The organism is Pseudomonas sp. SWRI68 (assembly GCF_014269165.1).
Classification (GTDB): Bacteria; Pseudomonadota; Gammaproteobacteria; order Pseudomonadales; family Pseudomonadaceae; genus Aquipseudomonas; species Aquipseudomonas capeferrum.
The window spans coordinates 1-18,420 of the sequence record NZ_JABWRU010000036.1; the positions used below are offsets into that span (position 1 = coordinate 1).

An 18,420-nucleotide genomic window follows, 5' to 3' on the forward strand; every position below is an offset into this window, starting at 1 on the left:
GGGTGGAGGATCTTCTTGGGTGGGATGCGTCGGGAGGTATCAATTTCGGGGCAGGGGTGTTTCTAGATGTTGCAGTCGAAGTGCATGGCTGGGGATTTTCAGCGCCTATGAGATCGAGCGCCGCCCGCGCGGCGCATCGCGACGCAAGGCCGCTCCAACATTTGTTTCGGGCCAGTGAGGCCAGTGGCATTGGCGCGCGACCGCCTTGTTTGTACGACGCGATATTGAGGCGGGCACCAAGGGGCCGCGCGCCAATCCCTCAGGCATAATTGGCCCGAAACAGATGTAGGAGCGGCCTTGCGTCGCGATGCGCCGCGCGGGCGGCGCTCGATCTCACAGGCGCTAAAAGCGTCATGGCGAACAGCTACGCGCCGCGCGGGCGGCGCTCGATCTCACAGGCGCTAAAACCGTCATGGCGAACCCCCACCAAAACAACCACAATTCAGCGCCCAAGCCCATCCCCAATAACAATCCCCTCAGCCCGCATCGCGTCAATCAACCCGCCCCGCACATCGGGCAGGTTGAGCATGCTGCTCTGGCGCACCCGGCGCACCTCTTCGCCGCTGTACGGTGGCCATTGCTCGGGTGAACTGTTGCCAGCCATCCCGTCCCGCGCCAGTAGCCAGTTCAGCAAATCGGCTATCTGCTGATCGTTGAGCGCCGACTGTGAAATCCCCGGCACCCGCACCAGAAACTCGCGCCCACCCGGTACCCTCAGAAAGTTGCCGACAAACCCCTGCATGCGCGGCGTGTCGTTGGCCACCGAGCCCTCGCCGTGGTCCCGGTGGCAGCCGGCGCACTGCAACTGGTAGTTCACCGGCACCGAGTACCCGGCTTGGGCAATCGGCACCGGTGGCACCTCGTTACCCTGTGCCGGGCGCTGGTTGGGGTTGGGCAGGGTCCTGGCCTGGGCGACGGGCGCCAGTAGGCACAGGAGCAGCAACGCCGTCAGACCCTTCACGGCGCTATACCGCTACGCCGCGGATGATGGTCACGGTGCAGTTGTAGATCTTCGACTCCGCACCCAGGCACCAGTTGATGTCGTTGTTGTTGAAGGGCCGATACAACGGCTGTTCATCGTCGTTGCGCGAGCAGGCGCACTGGCCGCAGGCGTGCTTACCGCAGCAATCGTTGTACGAGATGATGTAGTTCTTGCCGTCGGCCGGGTTGCGGCAGGTGCCGATCCAGGTCACCAGCGAGGCATCGGTGCCGGGCGGGCAGGAAGTAATCGAGCCGCCGCAGCACGAGCACAGAAAGCCGTCGATCGAGCAGTTGCGCCAGTAGTCGCAGCTGGTCGGGTCGCCAGGGTCACCCATCTTCGGTTGCTCGGCGGCCAGCGCCTTGGCGGTGCGGTCGATCGGCAGCAGCACCGGTAGCGCCGCGCCCGCGACAATCAGCGAACCCAGGCGCGCCAACACCTTGCGCCGTGAGGTGGTGTCGGCAACGTGGCGGCTGGAGCGTTCAAACAGTTTGTCGAGAAAACTCATGGTGTGCTCCGCGATCAGTGCTGCGCGCTGTGTGGGTGGGCGTGGTCGTGGCCATGCGCGTGGTTACCGTGCAGGTACTGCTGCAGGCTGGCGCTGCCCAGGTGCACGGCCTCGAACAGGCTGTCCAGGTGCTCGCGGGAGTTGACCAGGCCCTTGGCGCGCAGGGTGCCGGCCTGGTCGATCAACACGGCGTAGGGCAGCTTGCCGATCTGGTAGGTCATGCCGATCTCGGGGCCGACCACGTAGGTGGCCTGCTGCAAATCGTTGGCTTCGATCAGCGCTTGCTGTTCGGCGAAATCACCGTCGCTGACATAGATCACGTCCAGCGCGCCGTTGTTGTCCTTGGCGATCGACTTGATCGCCGGCAGCAGCGATTTGCACACCGGGCAGCCAGGGGCAAGGAAGAACAGCAACTGCGAACGCTCGCCGTGGTAGCCGATGTTCACCGGGCGGCCGTGGCGGTCGGCGGCGGTCACCTGTGGGGCGGGGTCGTTGACGGTTACGCCTTTGTCCACCATCAGCGCCCCGGCCGGTGCGATACGGCCATGCAGCACGCCGATCTGGCGCACCAGGGCCATGACCGTGAAGGCCACTGCAATCAGCAGCAGCCAGAGCAGAATGTTCGATGCGATGAGCAGTTGCATGGGTTATCTCCCCGTCAATTTGGCAAGACGCGGCTGGTTGGCCAGCAGGCCATCCACCGCGACATGAAGCAGCAGCGCCACGGCACTTGCCGCGATCACCACGAAAATATCCAGGCCACCGAGTGCGCGCTCTGCCATGGGCAATGCCGCCAGGCCGGCCAGCACGGTGATCACCAGGTTGCGCAGCAACAACACCGGGCGCAGGGGCTGGGTGGCGCCGGGGCCTGAACAGCCGCAATCGATGTCGCGGCGCCCGCGCCAGAGGTTGACGCCGATGGCGCCGGCATACAGCGCCATCAGCAGGGCTACCCCCAGCGCTGCGCTGGCGCGCCAGGCGGGCAATAGCAGGGCCAGCGCCAGGGCCAGCTCAGCCAGCGCCAGGCTTGCCGTGGCGGCGGGGGCCAGGGGCGAGGGCAGCACCTGGTAGGCGCGCACGACGGCACTGAAGGCGCGCCGGTCGCGCAGCTTGTGGCTGGCGGCGCTGGCCAGCAGCGCCGCCAGGGCTGTGCTGCTGGCAATCACGAGGACAGGGTCGAGCATGATCGGGTCTCCTGTTTACCAAGGGGCGAAGGTAAGCACTGGTGTGTCGGCGATCTGGTCCATGGCACCGCTGTGCTTGCCTGTGGTCAGGTCGAAGAACTGCACGCCGCCTTCCAGGTCGGTGGCCACCAGGATGGGCGCCTGGTCATGGCTTGCCTGCAGGCTCCAGACCGGCTTGGGTGAGTCGAGGGTGCCGAGTTTTTTGCCGGTCTTCAGGTCGAAGGCCCAGATGGTGGTACTCGGGTCTTCCCATTTGCCATCGGTGTGCTGGTCATGCATCAGCGCATACAAGCGGTTCAGGCCCGGCGCCAGGGCCAGGGCTTGCCAGCCACCCGGTGCCCAGCCTTGCTGGCGCTCCTGGTCACTGACCAGCGACCAGGTGGGCTGCGGCTTGGCCTTGCCCCCTTCGAAGCTCACCGGGTACACCTCGCCATGGGTGGTGGTGAAGTAGTAGGTGTCGCCATTGGCGATGGCGCGCTCGTTCAGGCGGACCTTGTTCGGGTCGAAGAAGGGCGTCTGGGTGCGCGAGACCTCTTTGCCTTCGTCATCCAGCGTCACCACCAATAGCTGGCCGTCACCGCACAGCGAGGCGAAGCTGCGTTTGCCGACCGGGTAGTTGAGCACGCAGCCGCTGATGGCGACTTCGCTGGCGACCTTGTGCGTCTGGGTATTGACCACGGTCACCGAGGTCGACGGCGTGAGGTTGAAGACGTAGGCCAGCTTGCTGTCGGCGCTGACGCCCATGGCGTACTTCTCAGTGAGCGTCGAGGCGCGCTTGGTGGGCAGCACCACTTCCCATTGCGGGCGCAGGGTCTGGGTGTCCCAGGCCACCAGCACGTCGGTGCGCTCGCCGTAGGTACCGCGCGAGTAGAACAGGTTGGCCGAGTACAGGGTGCGGTTGTCCGGACTCAGCGCGGTGGGGGCGACAAAGGCGTTGGTGGTCATGCCGAGCATGCGTTTGGCCTTGGGGTCGACCACCACCACCTTGCCGGCGATCGGGTTCTTGAAGTCCACATCGAGGATGTACACACGGTGTGGGTCCGGCGGGAACGGCAGGCTGTTCTGGCCGATCTCTTCGGCGGGCAGGTCGGCCCGCACCGCGCTTGTGCTCGCGGCCAGGGCCAAGGCCAAGGCTGCCGAGATGCTAAGCCTGTCTACGCGACGCATTGGCTATCTCCGATGTTGTTATGGGTTATGCAGAAATCGCAGTGATCGCAGTGTGCCGCCTGGGCCGTGGTGGTGATTTGGCCAGCGTGACATTCTCTTGAGGCTCCCTGACAAAACGCCCTTCGGGGCTGGCAGGCGGGTGGGCAAGGGCCTGAAGATCGGCCCGCACCTACTTTTGCGCTGCCCTCCAGGAGTCATCTCATGAGCGATATCCAGCTGTTACCTGCCGTGGTCGAGTTCCTCGCCAGGCCCCACGGCCATTTCATCGATGGCCAGTACCTGGCGGGTGAAGCGGGGCCTTCGGTCGACATTCACGACCCGTCAAGCGGCGCCGTCATCAGCCGTGTCGCCGAGGCCAGCGAGGCGGAAGTGGCGCGTGCAGTGCTCAGCGCTCGGCAAGCCTTCAAGGGCAGTTGGGCGCAGGTTTCGCCTTATCAGAAAGGCGTGGTGCTCAACCGCCTGGCCGACCTGATCGAGGCCAATACCGAGGAGCTGGCTCAGCTGGAGACCCTGTGCTCGGGCAAGTCGATCAACCTCTCGCGCGGGTTGGAGATCGCTCAAAGTGTAGTTTTCCTGCGTTACTTCGCGGGTTGGGCAAGCAAGATCACCGGCCAGACCATGACCCCGTCGCTGCCGTCATTCGGCGGCGAGCGCTATACCGCCTTCACCTTGCGCGAGCCGGTAGGTGTGGTGGCAGGCATCGTGCCGTGGAATTTTTCGGTGATGATCGGCATCTGGAAAATCGCCTCGGCCCTGGTGACCGGTTGCACCATTGTGGTCAAGCCCAGCGAATTCACGCCGCTGACGCTGCTGCGCATCGCTGAGCTAGCGGTAGAAGCGGGGGTGCCGGCGGGTGCGTTCAACGTGGTCAACGGGCGCGGGCAGGCGGGCCAGTGGTTGATCGAGCATCCGCAGGTGGCCAAGGTGGCATTCACCGGGTCGGTGCCGACCGGTATCGCCGTGGGCAAGGCCGCAATGGCGGCCAACCTGACCCGCGCCACGCTGGAGCTGGGCGGCAAGAACCCGGCAGCGTTGTTGGCCGATGTGGATGTGGACAGTGCTGTGGCGGGCATCCTGCAAACGGCCTTTGTGCACCAGGGCCAGGTGTGTGCGTCACCGGAGCGGGTGTATGTGCACCGCAGCAAGGTCGAGGCCTTCACCCGCAAGCTGGGGGAGGCACTGGGGCAGTTGAAGATAGGTTCGGCACTGGACCCCGAGGCCCAGTTTGGCCCCCTGGCCAATGCTGCGCACCGTGAGAAGATTCTTGGCTTCTTCGCGCGTGCGCGTGCCAGCAATACGGTGATCTGCGGGGCGAGAGCGCTCGATCGGCCGGGCTATTTCGTCGAGCCCACGGTGGTGCTGGCGAACGATGCCAACGACCCGTTGCTGCGCGAGGAAACCTTCGGCCCGATCGTCTGTGTGCTGCCGTTCGATGACGAGGAGCAGCTGCTGGCGTTGATGAACGATAGCCCCTATGGCTTGACCGCGAGCCTGTGGACCAATGACCTGTCCAAGGCGCTGCGGTTGATTCCGCAGATCGAGGCGGGCACGGTCTGGGTCAACATGCACACCTTCCTCGACCCTGCGGTGCCGTTTGGTGGGACCAAGGCATCTGGGGTCGGGCGCGAGTTTGGCAGTGCGTTCATCGAGGATTACACCGAGCTCAAGTCGGTGATGATCAGGTATTGATCAATGTTCAGGGAGGATTGCGGTTTGTTCGTCGGGAGATAGAGGGGAGGCGGCTAGTTGCTTGTCTTGGGTTTGGCCTCTTCGCGGGTACTGGCAACGCACCTCTCAGATCGACAGCCGCACCACCCGGTTATCCAGCGCCTGCTGTGCCTGGTCACGCCGCTTGTTCACCATCAATTCCCCAATCGCAATCAGCCGGGTTCGTGTGATGTTGCGCGACAACCACCTCTAACTATGCGGCACCGCCTTGCTCGCCACATTCCCCGCATACTCCGGTTTCAGATGCCCCTGCTCATCCAGCAGGTAGGCATCCATCACCTCACGCACCACGGGCCCCGCCACGCGCCCGCCCGCTTCACCATTCTCGATCATGACTGCCACCACCACACTCGGGTGATCAGCCGGGGCAAAGCCGACGAACAGGGCGTTGTCGCGGTGCCGCTCCAGGGTCTTGTTGCGGTTGTAGCGCTCGCCCTGCTTGATCGCCACCACCTGCGCCGTGCCGCTCTTGCCGGCGATGCGGTACTGGGCGCCGGCCGCCGAAGCGCGGGCGATGCCACGCGGGTCGTGCATGACCATCTGCATGCCCTGGCTGACCTGGTCCCAGGCGTGCTTGTCGTGCAGCACGATGTCGGGCATGGGGTTGGGGTCGACCGGCGTCTCGCCGCCCACGGTCATGGCCAGGTGCGGGCGGTGCCACACGCCCTTGCTCGCCAGCAGGCTGGTGGCCTGGGCCAACTGCAGCGGGGTGACCTGCATGTAGCCCTGGCCGATACCCAAAATCAACGTCTCGCCGGGGAACCAGGCCTGGCGCCGCGTGGCACGCTTCCACTCGGCGGACGGCATCAGCCCGGACGCTTCTTCGAACATGTCCAGCGACACCTTCTGCCCCAGGCCGAACTCGGCCATGTAATCGTGCAGGCGCTCGATCCCCAGCTTGTGCGCCAGGTCATAGAAGTAGGTGTCGTTGGACCGCATGATTGCGGTGTACATGTCCACCCAGCCGTCGCCGCTGCGGTTCCAGTTGCGGTACTTGTGCGCGTAGTTGGGCAGTTCGTAGTAGCCCGGGTCGAACACCCGGCTGCCAGGTGTGATCACGCCGCTGTCGAGGCCGGCGATGGCCACTTCCGGTTTTACCGTCGAACCCGGCGCATACAGGCCGCGCAATACGCGGTTGAACAGCGGGCGGTCGATCGAGTCGCGCAGGGCGGCGTACTGCTTGAAGCTGATGCCCTTGACGAACAGGTTGGGGTCGAAGCTTGGGTTGCTGACCATCGCCAGCACGTCGCCGTTGGCCGGGTCCAGTACCACCACCGAGCCGCGTCGATCGCCCAGGGCCTTTTCGGCGGCCAGTTGCAGGTGGGCATCCAGGCTCAGGATGATGTCCTTGCCGGGGGTCGGTGCCTTGTGGTTGAGCACACGCATGACCCGGCCCTGGGCGTTGGTCTCGACTTCTTCGTAGCCCACCTGGCCGTGCAACTGGCCTTCGTAGAAGTGCTCGATGCCGGTCTTGCCGATCGACTGGGTGCCCCGGTACTCGGTGCTGTCGAGGGTCTTGGCTTCTCTTTCGTTGATGCGCCCGACATACCCCACCGAATGGGCGAAATGCTCGGCCAGGGGGTATTCGCGAATGAACTGCGGCTCTACATCAAGGCCTGGCAGGCGGAACTGGTTGACCGCAATCAGGGCGATCTGTTCTTCGTTCAGGCCGACCAGCAGGGTGACCGGCTCAAACGGTTTGCGGCCGCGGCGCAGGTCCTTGTCGAACTGTTTACGGTCATCCTCGGTCAGGCTCAGGACCTGCGCCAGGGTATCGAGCACCTTGGCCGAATCGCCTGCCCGTTCACGGGTCATGGTCAGGTCGAAACTGGGTTTGTTGTCTGCCAGCACCACGCCGTTGCGATCGTAGATCAGCCCGCGCTCGGGGGCGATGGGCAGCACGTGCACGCGGTTGTTTTCCGACACGGCGCTTTGCTGGTCATGCTGCACGACCTGAAGCACATAGAGGCGGCCCACCAGGACCGCGACCAGGCTGAAGACCAGGGCAGCGCAGGCCAGTAGCCGGCGATTGACCAGGTGCTTTTCCTTTTCGTGGTCCTTGAGGGGGATGGGTTGGGGCATGGGGAACTCTGAGGGGTAGCGGTGTGGCCGGGCAGCGGCCCCAGGGCCGGCGATGCTACGCAACGCGTCCTTTTCCCTCAAGGCAGGCAGGCGTTGGCGGGGGCTGGCGATCGGCCGTTGGCCCCCGTGATCAGGGTGCTTACGGGCAACATGAAGATTTGTTCATGGCTGCGCTCGTTGGCGTGATGAATGGCTCGCAGAAAGGTACTTTGTGGATCCATAAAAACAGGTGTGCGGTAAACGAACGGAAAAACTAAAAATTGCTAAATTCATAACTAATTGAAAATGCTGATAAAAATAGTAAATATTTTTTGGTGAATGCCAATTTCTGTGCCATGTGGTGGTTTAGCCAAAATTCACCATATTGTCTATGGATCCATTATCTGGTTGATTAGCGCCTGACGACGGCCAGAGCCCTCCGGCCGTGCGCGACAACAATTACAAGAAGGGTCCAGTCATGAATGGCTTATCACGGGCGTGGAACCGTCACGGTTTCTGCTGCTCGCCTTGCGTGTGCACGTCTTCTCTCTCGTCTGTGGTCAGCATCGGCCGGCAGGTGACCCCATGAACACCGACCTCAAGCAGCGTCTGGACAATGAGCCGATGGGCCGATTCCAGTGCCTGGCCATTGGTATCTGCATCGTGCTGAACATGATCGATGGCTTCGATGTGCTGGTGATGGCCTTCACGGCGGCTTCGGTTTCTGCAGAGTGGGGCCTGAGCGGGGCGCAGGTGGGGCTGTTGCTCAGCGCCGGCCTGTTCGGCATGGCGGCCGGGTCGCTGTTCATCGCGCCGTGGGCCGACCGTTTCGGCCGCCGCCCGCTGATTCTGTTCTGCCTTGCGCTCTCCGGTATTGGCATGCTGCTCTCGGCCTTGAGCCAGAGCCCGTTGCAACTGGCGCTGCTGCGCGGCCTGACCGGGCTTGGCATCGGCGGCATTCTGGCGAGCAGCAATGTGATTGCCAGCGAATATGCCAGCAAACGCTGGCGCGGCCTGGCGGTGAGCCTGCAGTCCACCGGTTATGCCTTGGGCGCCACGCTTGGCGGCTTGCTGGCGGTATGGTTGCTGGGCCATTGGGGCTGGCGCTCGGTGTTTCTGTTCGGTGGCATCGTCACCGTGCTGGTGATCCCCCTGGTGCTGTTGTGGCTGCCGGAATCGCTGGACTTCTTGTTGGCGCGTCGCCCGCGTAATGCCCTGGCGCGGGTCAACCGCCTGGCGGCCAAACTGGGGCAGCCGGCACTGTCAGCATTGCCGGCGCCACAGCTCAAGGTGCCAGGCGCTGCCACCGGGTTCAGGCAGTTGCTGACACCCGACATGCGCCGCACCACCCTGGTGATCTGGTTGCTGTTCTTCCTGGTGATGTTCGGGTTCTATTTCGTCATGAGCTGGACACCAAAACTGCTGGTTGCCGCAGGCCTGTCGGCGCAGCAGGGCATCACCGGCGGGGTGCTGCTGAGCGTTGGCGGCATCCTCGGGGCGGCGCTGATTGGTGGCTTGTCGTCGCGCTGGCCACTGAGCCGCGTGTTGTCGATGTTCATGCTGATCACCGCCGGGCTGCTGGTGCTGTTCGTGGCGAGCGGTTCATCGGTCAGCGCAGCGCTGGCGCTGGGGCTGCTGATCGGGCTGTTCTCCAACGGCTGCGTGGCGGGGCTGTATGCCCTGTCGCCGGTGGTTTATGACGCTTCAGTGCGCGCCACCGGGGTGGGCTGGGGCATCGGCATCGGCCGGATCGGCGCCATCCTGTCGCCGACCGTGGCCGGCGTGTTGCTCGATGGGGGCTGGCAACCGCTGCACCTGTACGGGGTGTTCGCCATTGTCTTCGTACTGGCCGCAGGTTGCCTGCTGTTGCTCCGGCCAGCGGCAAGGCCGGCGCAGCCCGCCCTGGTCGACGCCTAGGCCTGGCCATCGATGATCGCCTCGGCGACCGTCGCGCAAAACCATTGCAGGGCGGCAGAGTTGTCGCTGTTGGGGTGCCAGTTCAGCGAGACATCGAACGCGGCCACCTGGAAGGGCAATTCGAGCATCTTCAAGCCGCCGTCCTGCATGAACAGCCTGGCGATCTGGGCCGGCAATACCGCCAGCAGGTCGGTGCCGGGAATGATCTTGGGCAGCACCGAGAAGTGCGGCACGTGCAGGCTGATGCGGCGCTGCACCTGCATGCTGTTCAGCACATCCTCGACGCTGCCGTGGCCGGTGGTGCGGGTGACGGTGATGTGGCGCTCGGCAACGAACTGCTCAAGGCTGAGGCTGTCGCCGATGCGCGGGTGGGCGCTGCTCAGCAGGCAGACGTAGCGCTCGTGCATCAGCACCTGGCTGCGGGTGCCGGGCACGGGTGGGCGGCAAATCGCAGCGTCGATCTTGCCACTGGCCAGCCACTCGCCCACCTGGTCGACCTGCAAGGGCAGCACTTCGACCTCGGCCTGCGGTGCCTCGCGGTTCAGGCGCGCCAGAATCAGCGGTAAAAAGCCCATTTCGCCAAGGTCGGAGAGGGCGATGCGAAACCTGCGCTCGGTGCTGGCAGGGTCGAACTGGCGGGTGCTCTGCACGGCGCTTTCAATGCGCGTCAGTGCATCACGCAGCGTCGCGTACAGCTGGTCGGCAACGAACGTCGGCTGGATGCCGTCACGGGTGCGGCTGAACAGGGTGTCGTCGAACAGCTCGCGCAGGCGCGCCAGGCCATAGCTCACCGAAGGTTGGGTGACGAACAAACGCTCGGCGGCGAGGGTGACGCTGCGGGCTTCGTAAAGGGTGACGAAGGTGCGGATCAGGTTCAGGTCAATGTGGCTCATGGGCACTCGCGTCGTGCGTGGTTATATAGATCAGTTTTATTTTTGTCAAAGATAGTATCGATTTGATCAATTTGGTAGCGGCTGCAAAAGTAACCCAAATTCTAAAAACGAGCTGCAAGGGTCTTTATGAAAACTGTTCACAGCGCCGCCTACGACATCCTCCGCCAGCATGGCCTGACCACGATGTTTGGTAACCCTGGCTCCAACGAGCTGCCGTTTCTCAAGGGCTTCCCAGAAGATTTTCGCTATGTCCTGGGCCTGCATGAAGGGGCGGTAGTGGGCATGGCCGACGGCTATGCGCTTGCCAGCGGCCAGCCGACGTTCGTCAACCTGCATGCCGCCGCCGGCACCGGCAATGGCATGGGCGCACTGACCAACGCCTGGTACTCCCACAGCCCGCTGGTGATCACCGCCGGCCAGCAGGTACGCAGCATGATCGGCGTGGAGGCCATGCTGGCCAATGTGGACGCGGCGCAGTTGCCCAAGCCGCTGGTCAAGTGGAGCCACGAACCGGCCTCGGCGCAGGATGTGCCGCGTGCCCTCAGCCAGGCGATCCATGCTGCCAGCCTGCCGCCACGCGGCCCTGTGTATGTATCGATCCCTTATGACGACTGGGCCTGCGAAGCACCGAAGGGCGTCGAGCATCTGGCCCGTCGGCAGGTAGCCAGTGCCGGGCTGGCTTCGCCGGCACAGGTGCAGGGGCTGTGCGAGCGCTTGTCGGCGGCGCGCAACCCCGTGCTGGTACTGGGGCCGGATGTCGATGGCTGCGGGGCCAACGGCCTGGCGGTGCAACTGGCGGAAAAGCTGCGCATGACCGCCTGGGTGGCGCCGTCGGCCTCACGTTGCCCGTTCCCGACGCGGCATGCGTGTTTCCGTGGGGTACTGCCGGCTTCGATCGCGGGCATCAGCCGCTGCCTGGCGGAGCACGACCTCATCCTGGTGGTGGGGGCACCGGTGTTTCGCTATCACCAATATGCACCGGGCGACTACCTGCCTGCCGACTGCCAGCTGCTGCACCTGACCTGCGACCCTGGCGAGGCCGCGCGCGCTCCGATGGGTGATGCCCTGGTCGCGGATATCGCGCTGACACTTGAAGCCCTGGTGGCGGGCGTGACGCCGAGCGAGCGGCCCATGCCGGTGGCCTTGCCGCAGCCGGAGCCGGTGGCCGACGACGGCGGGCTGCTGCACCCGGAAACGGTCTTCGAGCTGATCGACCGCCTGGCCCCCGCCAACGCGATCTACGTCAAGGAGTCCACCTCCACGGTCGGTGCCTTCTGGCGGCGTGTTGCAATGCGTGAGCCGGGCAGCTACTTCTTCCCGGCCGCAGGGGGCTTGGGTTTCGGCCTGCCAGCGGCGGTCGGCGTGCAGCTGGCATCCCCCGAGCGGCGCGTCATCGGCATCATCGGCGACGGCTCGGCGAACTACGGCATCACCGCGCTGTGGACGGCTGCGCAGTACAACATCCCGGTAGTGTTCATCATTCTGAAGAACGGCACCTATGGGGCGCTGCGCTGGTTTGCCGATGTGCTGAACGTGAGCGATGCGCCAGGGCTGGACGTGCCAGGCCTGGACTTTTGCGCCATCGCCCAGGGGTACGGCGTGCAGGCTGTGCAGGCGCAAACCGGTGCCGAGTTCGCCCGTGCGTTCAGCGCGGCCCTGGCGGGTAACCGCCCCGTGCTGATCGAGGTACCGACCCAGACCATTGCTCCCTGAAGCATCGGGCAACCGCCGCGCCTGGCGCGAAACACAACAACAATAAAAAACCGAGGTGGCTATGAAGACGACTTCCGTCAGTGAAGTGATCGATGCTGCACCCTTTAATCGCACCCACCTGCTGATACTGCTGTGGGGCTGTTTCATCATGCTGTTCGACGGCTATGACATGGTGATCTACGGCTCGGTGGTGCCGCGCCTGATGCAAGAGTGGCAACTCAGTGCAATCGAAGCCGGCACACTGGGCAGTTGTGCACTGTTCGGCATGTTGTTCGGCGGGACCTTGCTGGCGCCGCTGGCTGACCGTTATGGGCGGCGCAAGCTGATTATCCTGACCACCTTGCTGGCCAGTTGCGCCGCCTTCATGACCGGGCATGCGAGCACCCCGCTGCAGCTCGGCGCATGCCGCCTGGTGACGGGGTTGGCGCTGGGGGCGCTGGTGCCGAGCGCAGTGAACCTGATCAGCGAATTCGCCCCCCAGGGGCGGCGCAGCACCATGATCACCGTGATGTCCAGCTTCTACTCGGTGGGTGCGGTGCTGTCGGCCCTGCTGGCGATCGTGGTGATCCCGCAGTGGGGCTGGCAGGCGGTGTTCTACGTGGCCGTGCTGCCGGTGCTGGCGGTGCCGTTCATGCTGCGGTACTTGCCTGAGTCGGCGGCGTTTCTTGAGCTCAAGGGCCGCCGTGACGAGCTTGATCGGCTGCTGGTCAAGGTCGACCCGGCGTTTCGCCCAGGTACCGAGCTGCGCCTGCAGGGCGCCGGCCAGCCGGTGCGCACGGCGCGCGTGGCGCGCGTGGCGCAGTTGTTCGGCAAGGGCCAGGCATTGGCAACCTTGCTGCTGTGGGTGGCCTTCGCCATGTGCATGCTGATGAGCTACGGCCTCAACACCTGGTTGCCCAAGTTGATGGCGCAGGGTGGCTATCCGCTGGGCTCGAGCCTTGCGTTTCTGGTGACGCTGAACATCGGCGCCACGCTGGGCGCGCTGTTCGGCGGCTGGCTGGCCGACCGGCTTGGGGTGCAGCGCACCCTGGCGCTGTTCTTCGTGCTGGCCGCCCTGTCGCTGGCGGCATTGGGCCTGCAGCCTGGCCCTGTGCTGCTGAACCTGCTGTTGCTGGTTGCCGGGGCCACCACCATCGGCACCCTGGCAGTCATCCACGCCTATGCCTCGATTGCCTACCCCGCGCACATCCGCTCCACCGGCGTCGGCTGGGCCGCCGGCATCGGCCGCCTGGGTGCGATTGCAGGGCCGATGCTCGGTGGCAGCCTGCTGTCCATGCAGTTGCCGTTGCAGCAGAACTTCCTGGCTTTCGCCTTGCCGGGGGTGATCGGTGCGCTGGCCATCGTCTGCATCCACGTGCGTGCACCGCAACCGGCCGACGCGCCGGAAGCGGCCAACAAACCTACGTTTTGACCAAGGAGCCTTTCATGTCTGATACCTGCCCGCGTTACCGTGACCTTCACCTGCAGCCGATTGCCGGCCAATGGCGCGCCGGCGCTGCCGGCAAGACCCTGAACGTGCACAACCCGTTCGACGACGCCTTGTTGCTGCAGATTCCACAGGCCAACCGTGATGACCTGGATGCGGCCTACCACGCTGCCGCCCAGGCCCAGCCGCAATGGGCGGGCCTGGGGCCTGGGGCGCGGGCGGCCGTGCTGCATGAGGTGGTGGCGGTGTTTGACCGTCGCCGCGAAGAGATCGTCGAGTGGATCATTCGCGAGTCCGGCAGCACCCGGCTCAAGGCGCAACTGGAATGGGGCGCGGCGCGGGCGATTGCGCTGGAGGCTGCGTCGTTTCCGTCGCGGGTACACGGGCGTATCGTCGACTCCAACGTGCCGGGCAAGGAAAGCCGCGTGTACCGCAGCGCCTTGGGCGTGGTCGGGGTCATCAGCCCGTGGAACTTCCCTTTGCACCTGACCCAACGCTCGATTGCCCCCGCCCTGGCGCTGGGCAATGCCGTGGTGGTCAAGCCCGCCAGCGATACGCCGGTGTGCGGCGGTTTGCTGCTGGCGCGCATCTTCGAAGAAGCCGGGCTGCCGTCGGGCGTACTCAGCGTGGTGGTCGGTGCAGGCAGTGAAATCGGCGATGCGTTTGTCGAGCATCAGCTGCCCTCGTTGATCACCTTTACCGGTTCCACCCCAGTGGGGCGCGGCATCGGCCGTATCGCCAGCGGTGGCCAGCACCTCAAGCATGTTGCGCTGGAACTGGGCGGCAATAGCCCGTTCGTGGTGCTGGACGATGCCGATCTCGACCAGGCGGTGAACGCTGCCGTGTTCGGCAAGTTCCTGCATCAGGGGCAGATCTGCATGGCGGTGAACCGGATCATTATCGATGACAGCCTTTACGACGCGTTTGCCGAGCGTTTCGTCGCACGCGTCAAAGCGCTGGTGGTGGGGGACCCGAATTTGCCGGCAACGGTGATCGGCCCGGTGATCAACGCCCGGCAACTGCAGGGCCTGCAAGAGAAAATCAGCCTGGCCCGGGCTGAGGGCGCCGAGCCGTTGTACGAGGGTGGGGTGACCGGCAACCTGCTGGCGCCGCATGTGTATGGCGAAGTCACGGTCGACATGGACCTGGCCCGCAATGAAATCTTCGGCCCCCTGGTCGGCCTGTTGCGCGCGCGCGATGAAGCCCATGCCTTGGCGCTGGCCAACGCCAGCGAGTTCGGGCTTTCCAGCGCGGTGTTCAGCCGCAACCTGGAGCGTGCCGTGCGCTTTGCCCGCCAGGTGCGTGCGGGCATGGCGCACATCAACGATATCCCGGTGAACGATGAGGCCAATGCGCCGTTCGGGGGCGAGAAAAACTCGGGGCTCGGGCGCTTCAACGGTGACTGGGCGATCGATGAGTTCACCCGCGATCACTGGGTCAGCGTGCAGCACACGCCGCGCGCGTACCCCTTCTGATGCACTGAACCCCTGAGTGCTGCCCGGCCCGGCCGGGCACCCCAGCAGCCACCCGATGACGGGCGCCGAGCCGCCCGCTGGGGCCGGCTGCGTCCATGAAAAGCGGAGAACAATAATAATGATCGACACGTCTTGCACCCTGGCCCGTACGGCCGTTGCTGTTTCGCTGGTGTCAGGCCTGAGCCTGCCTGCCTGGGCCGAGGAGGGCGGCTTCTTGGAAGATGCCAAGGCTGGGCTGACGCTGCGCAACTACTACTTCAACCGGGATTTTCGCGATTCGGGTGCGGCCAAGAGCAAGGTCGACGAGTGGGCCCAGGGCTTCATTCTGAAGTTCACCTCCGGCTATACCCCTGGCCTGGTCGGCGTCGGCCTGGATGGCATTGCCCTGTTCGGCATGAAGCTGGACAGCAGCCGCGATGCCAGTGGCTCCGAGTTGCTGCCGGTGCACGATGACGGGCGTGCGGCAGACAACTATGGGCGGGCCGGGCTGGCGGCCAAGCTGCGCATTTCGGCAACTGAGCTGAAGGTGGGCGAGCTGATGCCCGACATCCCGCTGTTGCGCTACGACGATGGCCGCTTGCTGCCGCAGACCTTTCGCGGGGCGATGCTCGACTCGCGCGAGATAGAAGGCCTGAGCCTGCAGGCTGGCCAGTACCGTGAGGTGAGCCTGCGCAACTCGTCCAACATGCAGGACTTGTCGGCCTGGGCGGCGCCGGGGGTGATGGCTGACGGGTTCAATTACGCCGGTGCCGAGTACCGTTTCAACCAGCAGCGCACGCTGGTCGGGGCCTGGCATTCGCAGCTCGAAGACATCTACCAGCAAAGCTACTTCAACCTGCTGCACACGCAGCCGCTGGGTAACTGGACGCTGGCGGCCAACCTGGGTTATTTCATCGACAAGGAAGACGGCCAGGCGCGCATTGGCGATATCCAGAGCCGCACGGCGTATGGCTTGGTGTCGGCTTCGCACAGCGGGCACACGGTGTACCTGGGGTTGCAGAAGGTCAGCGGCGACAGCCAGTGGATGTCGGTATATGGCAGCAGTGGCCGGACCTTGGGCAACGATATGTTCAATGGCAACTTCAGCAACGCCGACGAGCGATCCTGGCAGGTGCGTTATGACTACAACTTTGCCGCGATGGGCGTGCCAGGGTTGTTGGCGATGGTGCGCTATGGGCACGGCGAGAATGCCACCACGGGGGCGGGCAGCAATGGCAAGGAGTGGGAGCGTGACACCGAGGTGAACTACACCTTCCAGAGTGGCACCTTGAAGAACCTCAACATTCGGTTGAACAACGCCAGCAACCGGCGCAGCTTCAGTGGTGACTTCGACCAGACGCGGTTGATCGTGAGTTATCCGTTTTCGTTGTGACCGCTGGGGGCGCTGTGCGCCCCTTTCCGGCCTTGCCGGTGTGCCGAACCTGCACGAGCACGTCGAAGAGACAGTGTTCCGGGCCGCAGGTTTAGGCTCAATGAGAGTTGCGAAACCCCTGATGACTCAGGTTAAATGAGAGTCATTATTAAAGACGCCCTTGCCGGTTCACTCCATGTCCTGCGCTGACCCCTCCCTGCAAAAAACCGTGCACACGCTCTACGCCGAGCACCATCCCTGGTTGTGTGGGTGGCTGCGCAACAAGCTCGGTTGTGTCGAGCATGCCGCAGACCTGGCCCAGGACACCTTCATCCGCGTGCTGACCCTGCGCAAGGCGGCCGAGCTGCGTGAGCCACGGGCCTACCTGAGCAGTATCGCGCGCAGCCTGATGATCGACATGTTCCGGCGTCGGGCCGTTGAACAGGCCTACCTGGAAACGCTGGCCGCCCGCCCCGAGCAGTTCGAGGTTTCGCCCGAAGCGCGCACGTTGATCATCGAAGCGTTGCTGGAGATCGATCGCCTGCTCGACGGCCTGGGCGCCCGCACCCGTGAAATCTTCCTGATGGCGCAACTCGATGGCCTGAGTTATGTCGAGATCGGGCGGCGGCTGGACGTTTCGGTCACCACCGTCAAGAAGCACGCCGTGCGTGCGCTGACCCATTGCCTGATGCTGGCCGAGGACTGAACCGTGGCAGAGGCTCAGCCCCTGGACCGGCGTGTGCTCGAAGCCGCTGCGCGCTGGTATGTCGAGTTGCGTTGCGATGCGGATGACAGCACGCGCGCGGCGCACCAGCGCTGGTTGCACAGCCATCCATTGCACCTGCAGGCCTGGGAACGCCTGGCGCGCTTGCAGGGCACGTTCGAACAGGTGGCACCGGGCATCGCCCGCCCGACCCTGAGCACTGCCAGGGCCAAGCGCCGCGAGGTGCTCAAGGTGATGTCGATCTTGCTGGCGGCGGGCGGGGCAGGGGGGCTGGCCTGGAACGAGGGGGGCGTTGCGCGGTTGATGGCCGACCAGCGCACAGGGGTTGGCGAGCGCCGTTCGCTGCGCTTGCAGGATGGCAGCCGCTTGCAGTTGAACACGGCCACGGCGGTGGATATCCGCTACAGCGCCCAATGGCGAGCATTGCACCTGTTGGGCGGTGAGATAGCGGTGGAAACTGCCCGCGACGAGCAGGCCCGAGCATTCATCGTGCATACCGATCAAGGCAGCATCCGTGCCCTGGGCACACGGTTCACCGTGCGCAGCGATGCCGACAGCACTCGGGTCTGTGTGCTGGAGCATGCCGTGGAGGTGCGCAGCGCGCATGCGTTGGCCGCAACGCGCGTCGAGGCCGGCCAGCAACTGAGTTTTCGTGCCGATGGCGTAGGGCTGGTGCAGCCCGCCACCGCGCTGCCTGACGCCTGGACCCGCGACATGCTGCTGGTGGATGACTGGCGCCTTGGCGATGTGGTCAGCGAATTGCAACGCTATCGGCCTGGGCACCTGGGGTGTGATGAGGCGGTCAGTGAGCTGCGGCTGTCTGGGGCTTTTCATTTGGGCAATATCGACACTGTGCTGGATAACCTCACGACTACCTTGCCGGTGCGTGTTCGTCGGTTCAGCCGGTATTGGGCGCGTGTTGAGTCGGTTTGAGGGGGAGGGTATTGAGGGGGTGCCATGTGTTTGCCACGGCATTTTCAGCGCCTATGAGATCGAGCGCCGCCGGGCATGCCTTGGGAGGTTCAGCGCCTATGAGATCGAGCGCCGCAGGTGCCAGGCTCGGCATTTTCGGCGCCTATGAGATCGAGCGCCGCCCGCGCGGCGCATCGCGACGCAAGGCCGCTCCTACATTTGTTTCGGGCCAATTATTCCTGGGGGATTGGCGCGCGGCCCCTTGGTGCCCCCTCAATATCGCGTCGTACAAACAAGGCGGTCGCGCGCAAATGCCACTGGCCTCACTGGCCCGAAACAAATGTAGGAGCGGCCTTGCGTCGCGATGCGCCGCGCGGGCGGC

General features: G+C 64.6%; 15 protein-coding genes and 1 pseudogene. 8 read left to right on the forward strand and 8 right to left on the reverse strand.

Annotated features, from left to right (window positions below; translation table 11 throughout):
* Window positions 1-442 precede the first annotated feature (442 nt).
* Genes HU770_RS26270 through HU770_RS26290 form a run of 5 tightly spaced genes read right to left on the reverse strand, consistent with a single transcriptional unit; the run spans window position 443 to window position 3,838 of the window.
* Window positions 443-961, reverse strand: a complete 519-nt coding sequence (locus HU770_RS26270) for a cytochrome C (RefSeq protein ID WP_186666454.1) — start codon at window positions 959-961, stop codon at window positions 443-445.
* A gap of 4 nt (window positions 962-965) precedes the next feature.
* Complete coding sequence (locus HU770_RS26275; RefSeq protein WP_027595339.1) at window positions 966-1,487, reverse strand: methylamine dehydrogenase light chain; 522 nt, start codon at window positions 1,485-1,487, stop codon at window positions 966-968.
* 14 nt (window positions 1,488-1,501) lie between these two features.
* On the reverse strand, window positions 1,502-2,131 hold the full coding sequence (gene mauD, locus HU770_RS26280) for a methylamine dehydrogenase accessory protein MauD (RefSeq protein ID WP_186666462.1): 630 nt from the start codon (window positions 2,129-2,131) through the stop codon (window positions 1,502-1,504).
* Between the two features lie 3 nt (window positions 2,132-2,134).
* Complete coding sequence (locus HU770_RS26285) at window positions 2,135-2,671, reverse strand: MauE/DoxX family redox-associated membrane protein (protein ID WP_186666464.1); 537 nt, start codon at window positions 2,669-2,671, stop codon at window positions 2,135-2,137.
* A gap of 15 nt (window positions 2,672-2,686) precedes the next feature.
* Entirely contained in the window at window positions 2,687-3,838 is a 1,152-nt protein-coding gene (locus tag HU770_RS26290; protein ID WP_186666466.1) for an amine dehydrogenase large subunit, read from the reverse strand.
* Window positions 3,839-4,039: 201 nt separating this feature from the next.
* Here HU770_RS26290 and HU770_RS26295 point away from each other — a divergent pair, with 201 nt between their 5' ends.
* Window positions 4,040-5,527, forward strand: coding sequence for an aldehyde dehydrogenase family protein (locus HU770_RS26295; RefSeq protein WP_186666474.1), 1,488 nt, complete (start codon window positions 4,040-4,042; stop codon window positions 5,525-5,527).
* Between the two features lie 105 nt (window positions 5,528-5,632).
* Here the strand turns inward: HU770_RS26295 and HU770_RS27215 are convergent.
* Window positions 5,633-5,749: pseudogene (locus HU770_RS27215) on the reverse strand (sigma-54-dependent Fis family transcriptional regulator); the annotation flags it as partial.
* A 6-nt stretch (window positions 5,750-5,755) separates the two neighbouring features.
* Window positions 5,756-7,648 (reverse strand): penicillin-binding protein 2, encoded by a 1,893-nt coding sequence (mrdA, locus tag HU770_RS26300; RefSeq protein ID WP_186659954.1) that lies wholly within the window; start codon window positions 7,646-7,648, stop codon window positions 5,756-5,758.
* A gap of 564 nt (window positions 7,649-8,212) precedes the next feature.
* On the opposite strand from mrdA, the gene HU770_RS26305 reads away from it, so the two are divergent.
* Window positions 8,213-9,544: an MFS transporter gene (locus HU770_RS26305; protein ID WP_186666476.1), complete on the forward strand. Its 1,332-nt coding sequence runs from the start codon at window positions 8,213-8,215 to the stop codon at window positions 9,542-9,544.
* Here the strand turns inward: HU770_RS26305 and HU770_RS26310 are convergent.
* Window positions 9,541-10,437, reverse strand: a complete 897-nt coding sequence (locus HU770_RS26310) for a LysR family transcriptional regulator (RefSeq protein WP_186666479.1) — start codon at window positions 10,435-10,437, stop codon at window positions 9,541-9,543. The two genes, HU770_RS26305 and HU770_RS26310, sit on opposite strands and share 4 nt — an antisense overlap.
* 126 nt (window positions 10,438-10,563) lie before the next feature.
* Between HU770_RS26310 and mdlC the strand changes: the two genes are divergently transcribed.
* The 6 genes from mdlC (at window position 10,564) to HU770_RS26340 (ending at window position 18,059) form a co-directional block, all read left to right on the forward strand.
* Entirely contained in the window at window positions 10,564-12,150 is a 1,587-nt protein-coding gene (gene mdlC, locus HU770_RS26315; RefSeq protein WP_186659961.1) for a benzoylformate decarboxylase, read from the forward strand.
* 61 nt (window positions 12,151-12,211) lie between these two features.
* Window positions 12,212-13,561 carry an aromatic acid/H+ symport family MFS transporter gene (locus HU770_RS26320; RefSeq protein WP_186666481.1) on the forward strand — a complete coding sequence of 450 codons (1,350 nt, stop codon included), beginning with the start codon at window positions 12,212-12,214 and terminating at the stop codon, window positions 13,559-13,561.
* Between the two features lie 14 nt (window positions 13,562-13,575).
* Window positions 13,576-15,051 (forward strand): aldehyde dehydrogenase family protein, encoded by a 1,476-nt coding sequence (locus HU770_RS26325; RefSeq protein WP_186666483.1) that lies wholly within the window; start codon window positions 13,576-13,578, stop codon window positions 15,049-15,051.
* Window positions 15,052-15,169: 118 nt separating this feature from the next.
* On the forward strand, window positions 15,170-16,423 hold the full coding sequence (locus HU770_RS26330) for an OprD family porin (RefSeq protein ID WP_186666485.1): 1,254 nt from the start codon (window positions 15,170-15,172) through the stop codon (window positions 16,421-16,423).
* Window positions 16,424-16,598: 175 nt separating this feature from the next.
* Window positions 16,599-17,108, forward strand: a complete 510-nt coding sequence (locus HU770_RS26335; RefSeq protein WP_033697249.1) for a sigma-70 family RNA polymerase sigma factor — start codon at window positions 16,599-16,601, stop codon at window positions 17,106-17,108.
* 3 nt (window positions 17,109-17,111) lie between these two features.
* A complete protein-coding gene (locus tag HU770_RS26340) occupies window positions 17,112-18,059 on the forward strand; it encodes a FecR domain-containing protein (RefSeq protein WP_186666487.1) in 948 nt (315 codons plus the stop codon).
* Window positions 18,060-18,420 lie beyond the last annotated feature (361 nt).